The following is a 13,496-nucleotide window of genomic DNA, read 5'->3' on the forward strand; positions in this document are numbered from 1 at the left end:
TCGCGTGAACACTACGTGAGGAGTCCCCGAAGTTCCGTTCCGTCCGGCCGCATCCCCGCCGCGGTAGTGGAGAATCGCCGGGAGTACGGGCCCGTTTCCGCCCCGAATCCTCACAGGACAAGCGTACTGTTAGACTACCGGAGGTACCGCGGTAGGGGCCGATTTCGTACATCGCTAGCTCGACAGCGCACACGGATCAGTCGTGCCCGCAGTGCCTGCAGCCGTCGACACAGCCCCGTCGGTGGCGACCCTCACATAGACGAGTGGAGCTGACGTGAGCACCAGTATTGATTCATTCGGAGCAAAGGGAACCCTCGAGGTCGGTGAGAACTCCTATGAGATCTTCCGACTCGCGGCCGTCCCCGGCACCGAGAAATTGCCTTACTCCTTGAAGGTTCTCGCCGAGAACCTTCTCCGCACCGAAGACGGAGCCAACATCACCGCGGATCACATCCGCGCAATTGCAGGCTGGGATCCCTCGGCTCAGCCGAGCATCGAAATCCAGTTCACGCCGGCTCGCGTGATCATGCAGGACTTCACCGGCGTTCCCTGCGTCGTCGACCTCGCCACCATGCGTGAGGCTGTCACCACCCTCGGCGGCGACCCCAACAAGGTCAACCCGCTCTCCCCCGCCGACATGGTCATCGACCACTCGGTCATTCTCGACATCTTCGGCCAGGCCGATGCACTCGAGCGCAACGTCGACCTCGAATACGAGCGCAACGGCGAGCGTTACCAGTTCCTCCGCTGGGGCCAGGGCGCATTCGACGACTTCAAGGTCGTCCCCCCGGGAATGGGCATCGTTCACCAGGTCAACATCGAATACCTGGCACCGACCGTCATGGCCCGTAACGGCCAGGCATACCCCGACACCTGTGTCGGCACCGACTCGCACACCACCATGGTCAACGGCCTGGGCGTGCTGGGCTGGGGCGTCGGCGGCATCGAGGCCGAGGCGGCCATGCTCGGCCAGCCGGTCTCCATGCTCATCCCCCGCGTTGTCGGCTTCAAGCTCTCCGGTGAGATCAAGCCCGGCGTCACCGCGACCGACGTCGTGCTCACCGCCACCGAGATGCTCCGCAAGCACGGCGTGGTCGGTAAGTTCGTCGAGTTCTACGGCAAGGGTGTTGCCGAGGTTCCGCTCGCGAACCGCGCAACCCTGGGCAACATGAGCCCCGAATTCGGTTCCACCGCAGCGATCTTCCCGATCGACAGCGAGACGATCGACTACCTGCGCCTCACCGGCCGCAGCGACGAGCAGCTCGCCCTCGTCGAGGCCTACGCCAAGGAACAGGGCCTGTGGCACGATCCCGACAAGGAGCCCGTCTTCTCCGAGTACATCGAGCTCGATCTGGGAACCGTTGTTCCCTCGATCGCCGGCCCGAAGCGCCCGCAGGACCGAATCCTGTTGTCGGAGTCGAAGACCGCGTTCCGCAAGGACATCCACAACTACGTGGAAGAGAACTATCCGACCGAGCACACTCAGCTCGACGAGGCCGTCGAGGAATCCTTCCCGGCGTCCGATCCGGCAGTTCTGTCGTTTGCCGATGACGGAGCAGTCGACGTTCTCTCCGCCGCCAACGGCGCAGTAGGCCGCCCGAGCAAGCCGGTTGTCGTCAAGTCCGACGCAGGCGAGTTCGTTCTCGATCACGGCGCCGTCGTCGTTGCCGGCATCACGTCCTGCACCAACACGTCCAACCCGTCGGTCATGCTCGGCGCTGCGCTGCTTGCGCGTAATGCCGTCGAGAAGGGCCTCGCCACCAAGCCGTGGGTCAAGACCAACATGGCGCCCGGTTCACAGGTTGTCACCGACTACTACGAGAAGGCCGGCCTCTGGCCGTACCTCGAGAAGCTCGGCTACTACCTCGGCGGCTACGGATGCACCACGTGCATCGGCAACACCGGCCCGCTGCCCGAGGCAGTCTCCAAGGCCATCAACGACAACGACCTGTCGGTGACCGCGGTGCTCTCGGGTAACCGCAACTTCGAGGGACGCATCTCCCCCGACGTCAAGATGAACTACCTGGCCTCCCCGCCGCTCGTCATCGCCTACGGCCTTGCGGGAACCATGGACTTCGACTTCGAAACCGACTCGCTCGGCGACGACAGCGATGGCAACCCCGTGTTCCTGAAGGACATCTGGCCGTCCACGCAGGAGATCGAAGAGACCATCAAGACGGCGATCAGCCAGGACATGTTCCGCAAGTCCTACGCAACGATCTTCGCGGGCGACAGCCGCTGGCAGAACCTCTCGACCCCTGAGGGTGACACCTTCGAGTGGGACGAGAACTCGACCTACGTCCGCAAGGCTCCGTACTTCGACGGCATGCCGAAGGATCCGGCTCCGGTCAAGGACATCAAGGGCGCTCGCGTCCTCGCCCTGCTCGGCGACTCGGTCACCACCGACCACATCAGCCCGGCAGGTCCGATCAAGTCCGGCACCCCCGCCGCGCAGTACCTCGATTCCCATGGCGTCGAGCGCAAGGACTACAACTCGCTCGGCTCGCGTCGCGGCAACCACGAGGTGATGATCCGCGGAACGTTCGCGAACATCCGTCTGCGCAACCAGCTCCTCGACGACGTCTCCGGCGGCTACACCCGCGACTTCACCCAGGACGGCGGCCCGCAGGCCTTCATCTACGACGCGTCGCAGAACTACCAGGCAGCCGGCATCCCGCTGGTCGTCCTGGGCGGCAAGGAGTACGGCTCCGGATCGTCGCGTGACTGGGCCGCCAAGGGCACCAGCCTCCTCGGCGTCAAGGCCGTCATCACCGAGTCGTTCGAGCGCATCCACCGCTCCAACCTCATCGGCATGGGCGTCGTTCCGCTGCAGTTCCCGGCCGGCGAGTCGGCTGCGTCGCTGAAGCTCGACGGCACCGAGACCTTCGACATCGAAGGCGTCGAGAAGCTCAACGAGGGCGTCACCCCGAAGACCATGAAGGTCACGGCAACGCGCGAGAACGGCGAGAAGGTCGTGTTCGACGCAGTCGTACGCATCGATACCCCTGGTGAAGCGGATTACTACCGCAACGGCGGCATCCTGCAGTACGTGCTCCGCAACATGATCAAGGGCTAGGCGCTCTAGGCGCTCCGCGCCTGTGCGTGTTTCCGGCCTGAACAGGCACTGAGCGCGCACGACCACTTCGAGCGGATCTCACCGTCCCGAATGACTGGTCGTGCGCGCTCAGTGCTTGAGGTCACCTTTTCTCGCGAAGGGCCGACAACATTGCACAGGCCGACGAAGGAGGCACTTTGCCCAAGGTCAGTGAAGACCATCTCGCGGCCCGACGCAGTCAGATCCTGGACGGCGCCCGCCGATGCTTTGCAGAATACGGTTACGACGGCGCCACCGTCCGCCGGCTCGAGGAAGAGACCGGACTGTCACGCGGGGCGATCTTCCATCACTTCAAGGACAAGGACGGGTTGTTCCTGGCGCTCGCCCACGAGGACGCGACCAGGATGGCCGACGTGGTCGCCCACGAGGGTCTCGTCCAGGTGATGCGGGACATGCTCGCCCAGCCCGACCAGTTCGACTGGCTGGGAACCCGACTCGAAATCGCCCGGCGGCTGCGGAACGATCCCGACTTCCGCAGAAGCTGGTCGCAACGGTCGGCGGAACTGACCGAGGCGACCATGGCACGCCTCGCGCGGCAGAAGTCGGCCGGCCGCCTCCGCGACGACGTGCCGACCGACGTCCTCATCGGCTACCTGGACCTCGTGCTCGACGGCCTCGTCGCGCGCATCGCCTCCGGGCACGCCGGTGACAACCTGTCGGCCGTGCTCGATCTCGTCGAGGAATCCGTCCGACGCCGCGACTGACACGGCACTCCCTCACCGACGCCGGTCAGGTCCTACGACGGTGAGCTCCGCCTCGTCCGCGGAGCTCCACCTCGGACTCCGCGAGAATGTTGCGGACGAACCCGTACGATCGCCCCATTTCCCGGGCGAGGGAACGAATACTCGCCCCGGCCTGATAGCGCTGTTTCAGCTCCGCCTGCAGATCGGCACGCGACGGTCCCGTGATCCGAGCGCTCTTGGCGAAGACCCCGATGTCAGCCATGAACTCCTCCAGTCGGCGAGCGACGGTGGTTTCCACGGTAGAGCGGAGCGACCGCGATATCTACGCGCCGGCTCAGGCGAGCTGAATCAGTTCCAGGTAGTCCTGCGACCAGTGGTCCTCGGTGCCGTCGGGCAGGAGGATGACCCGCTCCGGGTCGAGCGCCTCGGCGGCACCCGGGTCGTGGGTCACCAGCACGACGGCACCGGTGTAACTGCGGAGCGCGTCGAGCACCTGTTCGCGGGAAACGGGGTCGAGGTTGTTCGTCGGCTCGTCGAGCAGCAGGACGTTCGCCGCCGACGACACGAGCCCCGCGAGCGCGAGGCGGGTCTTCTCTCCGCCGGACAGTGTGCCCGCCGGCTGCTCGAGCTGCGGGCCGGTGAACATGAACGCACCGAGCAGCGAACGCAGCTCCTGCTCCCCCGTGTCCGGCGCCGCGTGGCGAATGTTCTCCCACACCGACGCGTTGTCGTCGAGGGTGTCGTGTTCCTGCGCGAAGTAGCCGATCTTCAGTCCGTGGCCGGGGACGAGTCCACCGGCGTCGGGGGTCTCGACGCCGCCGAGGATGCGCAGCAGCGTCGTCTTACCCGCACCGTTGAGGCCGAGCACGACGACGCGTGACCCACGGTCGATCGCGAGGTCCACTCCGGTGAAGATCTCGAGCGACCCGTAGACCTTGGTCAGGTTCTCCGCCATCAGCGGAGTCTTGCCGCACGCGGCCGGCTCGGGGAACCGGATCCGGGCCACCTTGTCGGACACGCGTTCCGCGTCGAGGTCCGACATCAGCTTGTCGGCGCGCTTCGCCATGTTCTGCGCCGCCACGGCCTTGGTGGCCTTCGCGCCGAGCTTCGCGGCCTGCGCGCGGAGCGCTCCGGCCTTCTTCTCCGCGTTCGCGCGCTCACGCCGGCGACGCTGCTCGTCGGTCGCGCGGGCGTCGAGGTACTTCTTCCAGCTCATGTTGTACACGTCGGCTTCGCCGCGCACGGCGTCGAGGAACCACACCCGGTTCACGACGTCGTTGAGCAGATCGACGTCGTGGCTGATCACGATCAGACCACCCTCGTGGTTCTGCAGGAATCCCCGCAGCCACGTGATCGAGTCGGCGTCGAGGTGGTTGGTGGGCTCGTCGAGCAGCAGGGTCGTGTCCGACCGTCCGCCGCTGCCGTCCGACGCGGCGAACAGGATGCGCGCCAGTTCGACTCGGCGGCGCTGACCACCGGACAGGGTGTGCAGTTGCTGACCGAGGATGCGGTCGGCCAGTCCGAGGCTGTTGCAGATGCGTGCCGCCTCGCTCTCGGCTTCGTACCCGCCGAGGGCGGAGAACCGGTCTTCGAGGTTGCCGTACTTGCGGACCGCCTTGTCGCGTTCGGCGTCGTCCACGACCTCCGACATCAGGATCTGCTGCTTCTCCATGTCCCGCAGCAGCGAGTCGAGACCGCGCGCGGACAACACCCGGTCCTTCGCGAGGACGTCGAGGTCGCCTTCCTTCGGGTCCTGCGGGAGGTACCCGAGGTCGCCGGTGCGTACGACGGCTCCCGCGTACGGCTCCCCCTCCCCCGCGAGGATGCGGAGGGTGGTCGTCTTGCCGGCACCGTTACGGCCGACCAGCCCGATGCGGTCGCCGGGCTGCACCCGCAAAGCCGGCCCGGGAGCAGACAGCAACGTCCGCACTCCAGCTCGAACTTCCAGGTCGGTAGCGGTGATCAACAAGAACTCCTAGGAAAATGACACAGGCGCTGAATGAGAGAAACTGCGCAAAGAACACACGAACCAGCAATTTTACCCGACCGCCGCCCACTCGGAACACGCCCGTCAGTGATTCCGCTAACGTTCGCCGCCGTATCCGATCCCCCGGCGACCTCCGGCCCGGTCTTCGTTGCTGGATGGAAAGTGAAAAATGCTGTCTGGACCAGTGCACGGTGGTGAGTTCGGTTGGTTCGATGGTGAGCTGCCCAATCTAGAACTACAGCGTTCCGTCACGGTCCGACTATGGAATCGGGTCGCATGGCGGCGGAAAACTCGGCAGCCGTGACAGGCTGGCGGCGTGACAGCTACTTCCCGTCCGCCGATCTGGGACGTCGCGATCGTCGGCCTCGGCCCCGCCGGCCGCGCCCTCGCCCACCGGGCCACCGCCCTCGGTTCGGCAGTCGTATCGGTCGATCCCCTCCCCCGCAGGTCGTGGACCGCGACGTACGCCGCCTGGGAAGACGAACTCCCCGACTGGCTCCCGCGGGATGCCGTCGCGACGAGAACCGACCGCCCGGCAGCGTGGACAATGCGCCGCCACACCATCGATCGCACCTACTGTGTTTTGAATACACTTATGCTGCAATCAATACTCGGTGACAATTGCGGAACTGTTATCGCAGGTAGAGCGATGGACATCTCCCCCACCTCTGTCCGACTGGACGACGGTTCGACGCTGAACGCTAACGCCGTCGTCGATGCCCGGGGTACGGGCGACAGCCCCGACCTCGCCCAGCAGACGGCGTACGGCGTCGTAGTGGACCCCGGCACGGCCGCACACGCACTGGGCGGCGAGGCCGCGGTGTTCATGGATTGGCGCCGCGACAACGGCACGTCATCCACGGACGCGCCGTCCTTCCTCTACGGGGTCCCGCTCACCCGGGACCGGTTCCTGCTCGAGGAGACCTGCCTCGTCGGCCGGCCCCCACTCCCGATCTCCGAACTCGCCACCAGACTCCACGACCGGCTCCGGGCGCGCGGCATCACCGTGCCGTCCCATTCGGACGTCGAGCGCGTGAGGTTCGCCGTGGAGCCACCACCCGAGGCCGGTCGTTCCCACAGCTCGGACCAGGTGCGCTTCGGAGCCCGCGCCGGGCTGATGCACCCCGGCACCGGCTACAGCGTCGCCGCGTCACTTCTGTACGCAGATGCCCTGGCCCGGGACCTTCGTGACGGCTCGAACGCGCGACTGTGGCCGTGGAAGGCTCGCGCCGTCGCGTCACTGCGATCGATCGGTTTGCGCGTCCTTTTGGATCTGGGGCCCGAGCACGTCCCCGAATTCTTCGGGCATTTCTTCGATCTGCCGCCGCAACTGCAGGCCGCATATCTGTCCGAACGGTCGAATCCGCGTGGAACACTGTCGGCAATGGGCCGGATGTTTCTCGCATCCTCCGGCGATATCCGTGGTGTGATTCTCCGTTCCACGCTTCGCCGGGAAGTTCGATGAACTGTCGCGCGAACGCGAAAAGGAGACCATCATGGAACGCATGCGGTCGATATGGAAGGGCTCGATAGCGTTCGGACTCGTGAACGTGCCGGTCAAGGTCTATTCGGCAACCGAAGATCACGACATCAGATTTCACCAGGTCCATGCCAAGGACGGCGGCCGGATCAAATACAACCGCGTGTGCTCCGAATGCGGCAACGTCGTCCAATACGCCGATATCGACAAGGCCTACGACTCCGATGACGGCGTCCGAGTGGTGTTGACCGACGACGATTTCGGCAAGTTACCCGCCGCCGAGAAACACGAGATTCCCGTTCTGCAGTTCGTGCCGACCGAACAGATCGACCCCATTCTGTTCGAGAAGAGTTACTTCCTCGAACCGGATTCCAGCTCTCCGAAGGCCTATGTCCTACTCGCCACGGCCCTCGAGAACAGCGACCGCACCGCTCTCGTCCACTTCACGCTCCGCCAGCGCACCCGACTGGCCGCGATGCGCTCGCGAGACGGAGTGCTGGTGATCCAGACTCTGCTGTGGCCGGACGAGGTACGCGCGGCCGAGTTCTCCTCACTCGACGACGTGGACAAGCCGAAGGCGAAGGAACTCGCGATGGCCGAGACCCTCGTCGACAGCATGGCCGACGACTTCGACCCCACCGAATTCACCGACGACTACCAGGTGCAGTTGCGTGAACTGCTCGACGAGATGATCGAATCGGGCGGCAAGAAGGTCATTCCCGTCGCCGAGGTCGAGAAGAGCGGCGAGGACGCCGAAGTGGTGGATCTCGTCGCCGCACTGCAGCGCAGCGTCGATGCCGCGGGGAAGAAGGCCGCACCCGCCAAGAAGACGCCGGCGAAGAAGGCCCCGGCCAAGACCGCGGCGAAGAAGGCCACAGCGAGGTCGTCCACCTCGGAACGCAAACGCGCCTGAATCGACGACAGGGCGCGGCCGGACGGACCCGGAACTCCTCAGATCCGGCGGATCACCGATACCACCTTGCCCAGGACGACTGCGTCGTCGCCGTCAATCGCGGTGTAGGCCGGATTACGGGGCTCGAGGGAGACATGGCCACCGCCTCCGAAAGGTGCACACCTCGCTCACGGCGGCACCCCGATGTTTCCGCACCGCACCCGCCACCCTCGCCCGCGACTTCGGCGCCGCGCTGCCGCGGGCGCTGCGCGGTCTGATCTCGCGCACACCGTTGCGGGCGCTGACCATGCCCACGCCACCGGTGAACCTGATCATCTCCCACGCCGCCGGCCCTGCTCAGCCGCTCGATACCGTGGGCATCGAGGTGACCGGGAACTTTCCCGTCTCCGCCGTCAGCGACGTGGCCGGCGGCATCACCGTCGCCGCCATGTCTACGGCCGGCACCTCGACGTCGGCATCATCGCCTGCCGAAACCTCGTCCCCGATGTGTGGGACGTGACCGAGCAGCTGCACCAGGCCCTCTCCGAACTGACCGCGTGCACCCGCAACGTCGAAAACCTGCGCCCCGGCCGTCCCCCGGTATCGAGGTAACCGCTCTCGTCATCGGCGCCACCATACCGACCCGAACATGTAGAAAGTCACAGCTCTACCCGGACACGATCTCGCGTGGAGGCCGCCCTGTAGAGCGGATCCTCCACCACGACACGTCACCATATGTGTTACTGGGAACCGTTGCCAGCCGGGGAATCCGGCTGCCCCTCATCAGGTGTCGGCGATGGGCGTGATCACGTACGGCGCGCCGACGCCGACTGCTACCGGTAACAGTATGAATCGGACGAGGCATCGCCGCCCTGGAGGCGAACCTGGTGCACCCGCAGACCCCGGAAGTCCTCGTCATGAGGGAAGAAGGCCTCGTCGATGGTCATTCCGCCGCGAGGATCGGCGTGCATCTCGGCCATCCAGGCACCAACCCCGTCCGGGTAGAACTGGTCGTCCCAGGCGCCGTAAAGGGAGTTGGTGACGTAGACCCGCCGACCATCACGGCTGATCTCGACCATCTGTGGGCCACCGGACAGCGACCGGTTCGGTGCCGCCGGATGAGCGCTGTGGCCCACGATCCCTCCGAGCCGGACGGACCCGGTCTCTATGGGGCTGGCTGGGTCGTGCACGTCGAACTGTTTGAGTTCCCCGATACCCCAGCACGAGACGTAGAGGAATTTGTCGTCGACCGACAGGTCGATATCGGTCACCAGCGGTGGCACCGCACCGAACGGTTTCAGCGCAGGCGGCAACAGGTCGGGATCGGCCGGCTCGGCCGGGATAGTGATCACCTTGTCCACCGCCCAGCTGTCCCTGTCGCGGTGCCAACGCCACACCGAGGCCGACAGATCCTCGGTCGAGATCACCACGCCGAGGAATCCCCACGTGGCCTCCGGGTCGTGCGACGGGCGCAGCTCGAGCGGCATCTGGTGCTGCGCGCCGAGGTCCACTCGTTGCTGGTGCTTGCCGGTGCCGAGGTCCCAGAAATGGATCGCGTGGCCGTACTTGTTCTCCAGCAACAGCTCCGGTACCAGCCCGTCCTCGATCATCGACGGCGTGCCCCACTCGCTGCTGATCAGTGTGTTCTGGTTGAGATGCCACCAGGCGTCGTACGCGAGATATTGAGGCCCCCGGTCGGTCTCCCATTGCCGGAGCACACCGAATGTGGAGTGATCGAGCAGTGCGATCCCGCCCGGTCCGTCCGATTCGTCGGCACCGCCGAGGCAGGTCATGAACACGCCGTCCGGCCCGCAGTGCAACGTGTGTGGTCGGGAGTAACCGGCCTTGGCTGCGAGCTCGGCGCTGTCCACGATCTTGGCCAGCGTGGGCTGACGTGGATCGGGCTGAGTATCGAACACATACAGGTGGGACGAGCGCAGACCCGGCACGATCAGGTACCGGCGAGCCAACCCCTCCATGTGGTGACCCTCGTGTTTCAGCGCGCTGCTACAGGCGTTCCAGCCGAAGTGGTGCAACTCGTTGCCCCGATGGGGTACCTCGGTCCAGCCCACCACCCGGCCGTATGTGCCCGAGCCGGGATCCACGTCGATCACGCTCAGCGCATCGGGCTTCTCCGCTGCGCGATCGAACGCGACCACGTAGGCCAGTTGCTCCGGTGCGGCGGCGGCCGCCTCGGCTGCGCTGCGATAGAAGGTCGGGTCCATAGTTGGCTGACTCATCTCAGCCTCCTTCGTATCGATACGACGAGACCCGCTCATACCTCCTGCTACAAGTACCGCAACCCGCGCCCACGGGGTCGCAGCGATGAGAAAGGACGCACGGGCTCTCGGTGTACACCAAACCCGTCTGCGCGCACAAACACCCGCCCGTCTACCGCGTATCGGGACATGGATACCCACTAAGGATAGGAGAAGCGGACGACGGGCGGAACCGGCTCGACCCGGCAACTCCAGCACTTGCGGGAATCCCGCATAGATATGCAGTCATACACGGTCCGGTTCTGAAATCCCAGCATACTGGGATGTGCTCAGCCGGCGCAGTCCAGGTAGATCATCTGCCCACCGGCCGTGCCCGCGAGGCGGCTGCGGTGATGGACGAGAAAACAACTGGTGCAGGTGAATTCGTCTGCCTCCTCGGGAATCTCCCGTACCGGGAATACCTCGCCGAACAAGTCGGCCCCGGGCAGCTCGAAGGACTCCGCGGTGTCCGTCTCCTCGACGTCGACGACGGCCGACTGCGATTCGTTCCTTCTGGCCTCGAGCTGGTCGAGCGAGCGCTCGGATGGCTCGTCGTCGGTGTTGGTAACTCTGGGTGGTCGTAGTCGGTCGGCCGACCCGGGCGTCACACCCGCGAGTGCAGGTCTGCGGCGAGCTGTGTCACGGTCCCCGAGGCGCAGCTGCGGTTGTCGCCGACGCCGCCGGAGGCGCCTCGTTTCGCCCAGCCGACGACATACAGTCCGTCGAGCGGTTCGCCCGTCTCGAGAGAGATCACTCGTCCTCGGCGGTTGGGCACCAGCCCCCGCCCGTCGACGGGGATGCCGTCGATCTGCTTCGTCGTGAATCCGGTCGCGCATATCGCGGAGTCCGCGAGGAAGGTCCGACCGGTCGTCGTGGTGACGGCGACGCCGCCGGCCGCTGTCTTCCCGAGATCGGTCACCTCCTGTCCGAAGGACAACACCACGCGCAGCAGGCCCGCGGCGGTGGCGGTCGGGCCGTCTGCCGCCCAGATATCGGCAGCCGGCAGGGCGGCAAGGTCACGGAGCAACGGGGTGTCCGCAGCGGCGACCGGCCGGCGGCCGGAGCGGTCGATCAGCACCTCGGCATTCTCGAGGTCCAGAAGTTCGTAGAACGCCGACGGCGTGAAGGAGGCGCGATCCGGGGCCGATCGCGACAACACGACCACCTCCGTCACCGCTTCTGCCGCGGCACCTCGGTCGCGTGCCTTGGCCATCCATCGGACGACATCGAAGGCGACGTTTCCCGCCCCGATCACGATGGATCTCGGTCCCAGCGGCCCGCGCGGGCGAAAGCCGGACACCCCACAGTTCTCGGCCACCAGAATGTCGATGGCCTCATAGACACCCTCGCCGCGATCCGCAGTCGTAGGTCCGAGTCTGCGCGGTTGTGAAGCGCCACACGCGAGCACTACGGCGTCGAATCTGGTCCGGAGATCGTCGACCGAGACATCCACACCGACTTCTGTGTTGTGGATGATCGTGACGCGATCGTCGTTGAAGGGCACGTCGAAGAGCCGGATCATGTCGCGAACGCCGATGTGGTCCCGGGAGACACCCCGGCGCAGTAGGCCCCCGATCTCGCCGTGCTGTTCGAAGACGGTGATGCGTACCGAGGTCGATCGCCGGAGGAGTTCGCGAACGGTGTACATCGCCGCCGGCCCGGATCCAACGACGGCGATCCTCAGCCTGTCACTCGGCCTGCCCAGCGGTTGCTCGAAGCGGATCCGTCGCGACAGGGGCCGGGACTCGGGAGCCTGCTCGAAAAACTCTGCGTTGCGGGCCGCGTCGCGTCGTTCGGTGAGGGTCAACGTCCACTCGGGTTTGATGGCAGACGCCGGGCAGGCCTCGACGCAGGCAGTGCAATCGATACACGAGCGCGGGTCGATGAACAACGTCTCGGCCGACTCGAAACCCGCTTCACCCGGGGCGGGATGAATGCAGTTCTGCGGGCACACTCGCACGCACGAGGCATCCTTACAGCAATGCCCCAGGACAACGTGGGTCACAACGACTCCTGCTTGCTCAGAGAAGATTCGATTTTCGGTAGATCCATCGCGCGCCGAAATTCAGCAGCCCTTCTCTGCTCAGGAATTCGATAAACGGTTCTGCGGCCCTGCGGAACATTATCCGGTGGTGTTCGTTTGCGTCGATTTCCGCGCCCACGACCTTCCAATCCAGGCCGAGATCCTCGTACATTCGCCGATTGATCAGGCTCTTCGCGATGAGATGCGTTCCCATCGCGATGACCAAGGTGCTGATAAACCGCCGGACGCGCGAAATCGTGATCAACCGAGTCCGGATTTTCTGACGCGCGTACGCCATGTGCCGGGCTTCCTCGATAACATGGATATAGCAAGCCCTGCGGATGGGCGCGGCAACGTCTTCGCTCGCCATCCAGTCGCGTTGCATGACGTCGAAGATCTCTTCTCCGGCCAGCACGATTCCGTACGCCACCTCGTCCCACGCGATGGTCCGAAACAGCCATCCGAAAAAATCCAGTGAGCGGTCGCGCCTATAGAAATGCGATCCGATGCTGTCGATGACGTTGACGAACATCAACGAGTGCAGATTCTCGTCGGCGCATTCATTGAACAGAAACTTGACGTCCGAGCGGGCGGGGTCCGCGCTGTGGCTCGCCCGCAGCAATGCCACCTGCAATCCCACCTCCAGCCAGATTCCGACGCCCAGGAACTGCGCAACCTCGCTTCTGGTGAGGCGGACGCGCTCCGGCTCGGTCATGGAGTCCCACGTAGCGGTGCCGAACAGAGGCGACCACTCAGGTGTCATCCCGTGAAATTCGACGCCACCTGAATCGGGTTCGCAAACTAGGGGGTCCCGCGGATCGAATGAGAGGCGCTTGGCCGATTCCAAGAGAGTCTCGAATATCGCATCGCTTCCGGATGTCGTCATCCTTTCTTTACTCCTATATTCCGTTCCAATCGAATCTCGAATCGATTAGAGCTAATGTGATTATCTCGGGCGCAAAAACTCACCTTGCGCTCTGTCTCAACTGTGTTCCGCCCGGCATTCGAGTCGGTTACAACAGCCATCGCAGCGTACCCCGCCACCGACTCGACGATCA

The 13,496-nt window shown here is 65.0% G+C and carries 10 protein-coding genes and 2 pseudogenes; 5 read left to right on the plus strand and 7 right to left on the minus strand.

Features of this window, described 5'->3' with window-relative positions; genetic code table 11:
• The first annotated feature begins 274 nt into the window (after positions 1–274).
• Positions 275–3,076, plus strand: coding sequence for an aconitate hydratase AcnA (gene acnA, locus CJ179_RS02180; RefSeq protein ID WP_095860604.1), 2,802 nt, complete (start codon positions 275–277; stop codon positions 3,074–3,076).
• Between the two features lie 176 nt (positions 3,077–3,252).
• Positions 3,253–3,819 (plus strand): TetR/AcrR family transcriptional regulator, encoded by a 567-nt coding sequence (locus CJ179_RS02185; protein ID WP_095860605.1) that lies wholly within the window; start codon positions 3,253–3,255, stop codon positions 3,817–3,819.
• A 25-nt stretch (positions 3,820–3,844) separates the two neighbouring features.
• Here CJ179_RS02185 and CJ179_RS02190 read toward each other — a convergent pair whose 3' ends face one another.
• Both CJ179_RS02190 and CJ179_RS02195 read right to left on the minus strand, forming a co-directional pair.
• Positions 3,845–4,060: a helix-turn-helix domain-containing protein gene (locus CJ179_RS02190; RefSeq protein ID WP_179377512.1), complete on the minus strand. Its 216-nt coding sequence runs from the start codon at positions 4,058–4,060 to the stop codon at positions 3,845–3,847.
• A 72-nt stretch (positions 4,061–4,132) separates the two neighbouring features.
• Positions 4,133–5,764 carry an ABC-F family ATP-binding cassette domain-containing protein gene (locus CJ179_RS02195; protein WP_072942064.1) on the minus strand — a complete coding sequence of 544 codons (1,632 nt, stop codon included), beginning with the start codon at positions 5,762–5,764 and terminating at the stop codon, positions 4,133–4,135.
• Between the two features lie 337 nt (positions 5,765–6,101).
• Here CJ179_RS02195 and CJ179_RS02200 point away from each other — a divergent pair, with 337 nt between their 5' ends.
• A complete protein-coding gene (locus tag CJ179_RS02200; RefSeq protein ID WP_095860607.1) occupies positions 6,102–7,250 on the plus strand; it encodes a lycopene cyclase family protein in 1,149 nt (382 codons plus the stop codon).
• Between the two features lie 31 nt (positions 7,251–7,281).
• Positions 7,282–8,178 carry a Ku protein gene (locus CJ179_RS02205; RefSeq protein WP_072942067.1) on the plus strand — a complete coding sequence of 299 codons (897 nt, stop codon included), beginning with the start codon at positions 7,282–7,284 and terminating at the stop codon, positions 8,176–8,178.
• A 38-nt stretch (positions 8,179–8,216) separates the two neighbouring features.
• Here the strand turns inward: CJ179_RS02205 and CJ179_RS52565 are convergent.
• Positions 8,217–8,318 (minus strand): annotated as a pseudogene (locus tag CJ179_RS52565) (repressor LexA); the annotation flags it as partial.
• Positions 8,319–8,332: 14 nt separating this feature from the next.
• On the opposite strand from CJ179_RS52565, the gene CJ179_RS02215 reads away from it, so the two are divergent.
• On the plus strand, positions 8,333–8,677 hold the full coding sequence (locus tag CJ179_RS02215) for a WS/DGAT domain-containing protein (RefSeq protein WP_074933718.1): 345 nt from the start codon (positions 8,333–8,335) through the stop codon (positions 8,675–8,677).
• 313 nt (positions 8,678–8,990) lie between these two features.
• On the opposite strand, the gene CJ179_RS02220 is transcribed toward CJ179_RS02215, so the two are convergent.
• From CJ179_RS02220 to CJ179_RS02235, 4 genes and pseudogenes are all read right to left on the minus strand, one after another.
• Positions 8,991–10,397, minus strand: coding sequence for a selenium-binding protein SBP56-related protein (locus tag CJ179_RS02220; protein WP_095860608.1), 1,407 nt, complete (start codon positions 10,395–10,397; stop codon positions 8,991–8,993).
• Between the two features lie 308 nt (positions 10,398–10,705).
• Positions 10,706–11,004: pseudogene (locus CJ179_RS02225) on the minus strand (DUF4193 domain-containing protein); the annotation flags it as partial.
• Between the two features lie 15 nt (positions 11,005–11,019).
• Entirely contained in the window at positions 11,020–12,420 is a 1,401-nt protein-coding gene (locus CJ179_RS02230; protein WP_095860609.1) for an FAD-dependent oxidoreductase, read from the minus strand.
• Positions 12,421–12,436: 16 nt separating this feature from the next.
• On the minus strand, positions 12,437–13,324 hold the full coding sequence (locus tag CJ179_RS02235) for a diiron oxygenase (RefSeq protein ID WP_072942073.1): 888 nt from the start codon (positions 13,322–13,324) through the stop codon (positions 12,437–12,439).
• Positions 13,325–13,496 lie beyond the last annotated feature (172 nt).

Origin of the sequence: Rhodococcus sp. ACS1 (assembly GCF_002300155.1) — a bacterium.
Lineage (GTDB): Bacteria > Actinomycetota > Actinomycetes > Mycobacteriales > Mycobacteriaceae > Rhodococcus_F > Rhodococcus_F koreensis.

Bases quoted from the DNA above. Each gene is read 5' to 3' on its own strand.
- CJ179_RS02190 (WP_179377512.1), bottom strand. From the start codon at position 4,060: ATGGCTGACATCGGGGTCTTCGCCAAGAGCGCTCGGATCACGGGACCG.
- CJ179_RS02205 (WP_072942067.1), top strand. From the start codon at position 7,282: ATGGAACGCATGCGGTCGATATGGAAGGGCTCGATAGCGTTCGGACTC.
- CJ179_RS02220 (WP_095860608.1), bottom strand. From the start codon at position 10,397: ATGAGTCAGCCAACTATGGACCCGACCTTCTATCGCAGCGCAGCCGAG.
- CJ179_RS02235 (WP_072942073.1), bottom strand. From the start codon at position 13,324: ATGACGACATCCGGAAGCGATGCGATATTCGAGACTCTCTTGGAATCG.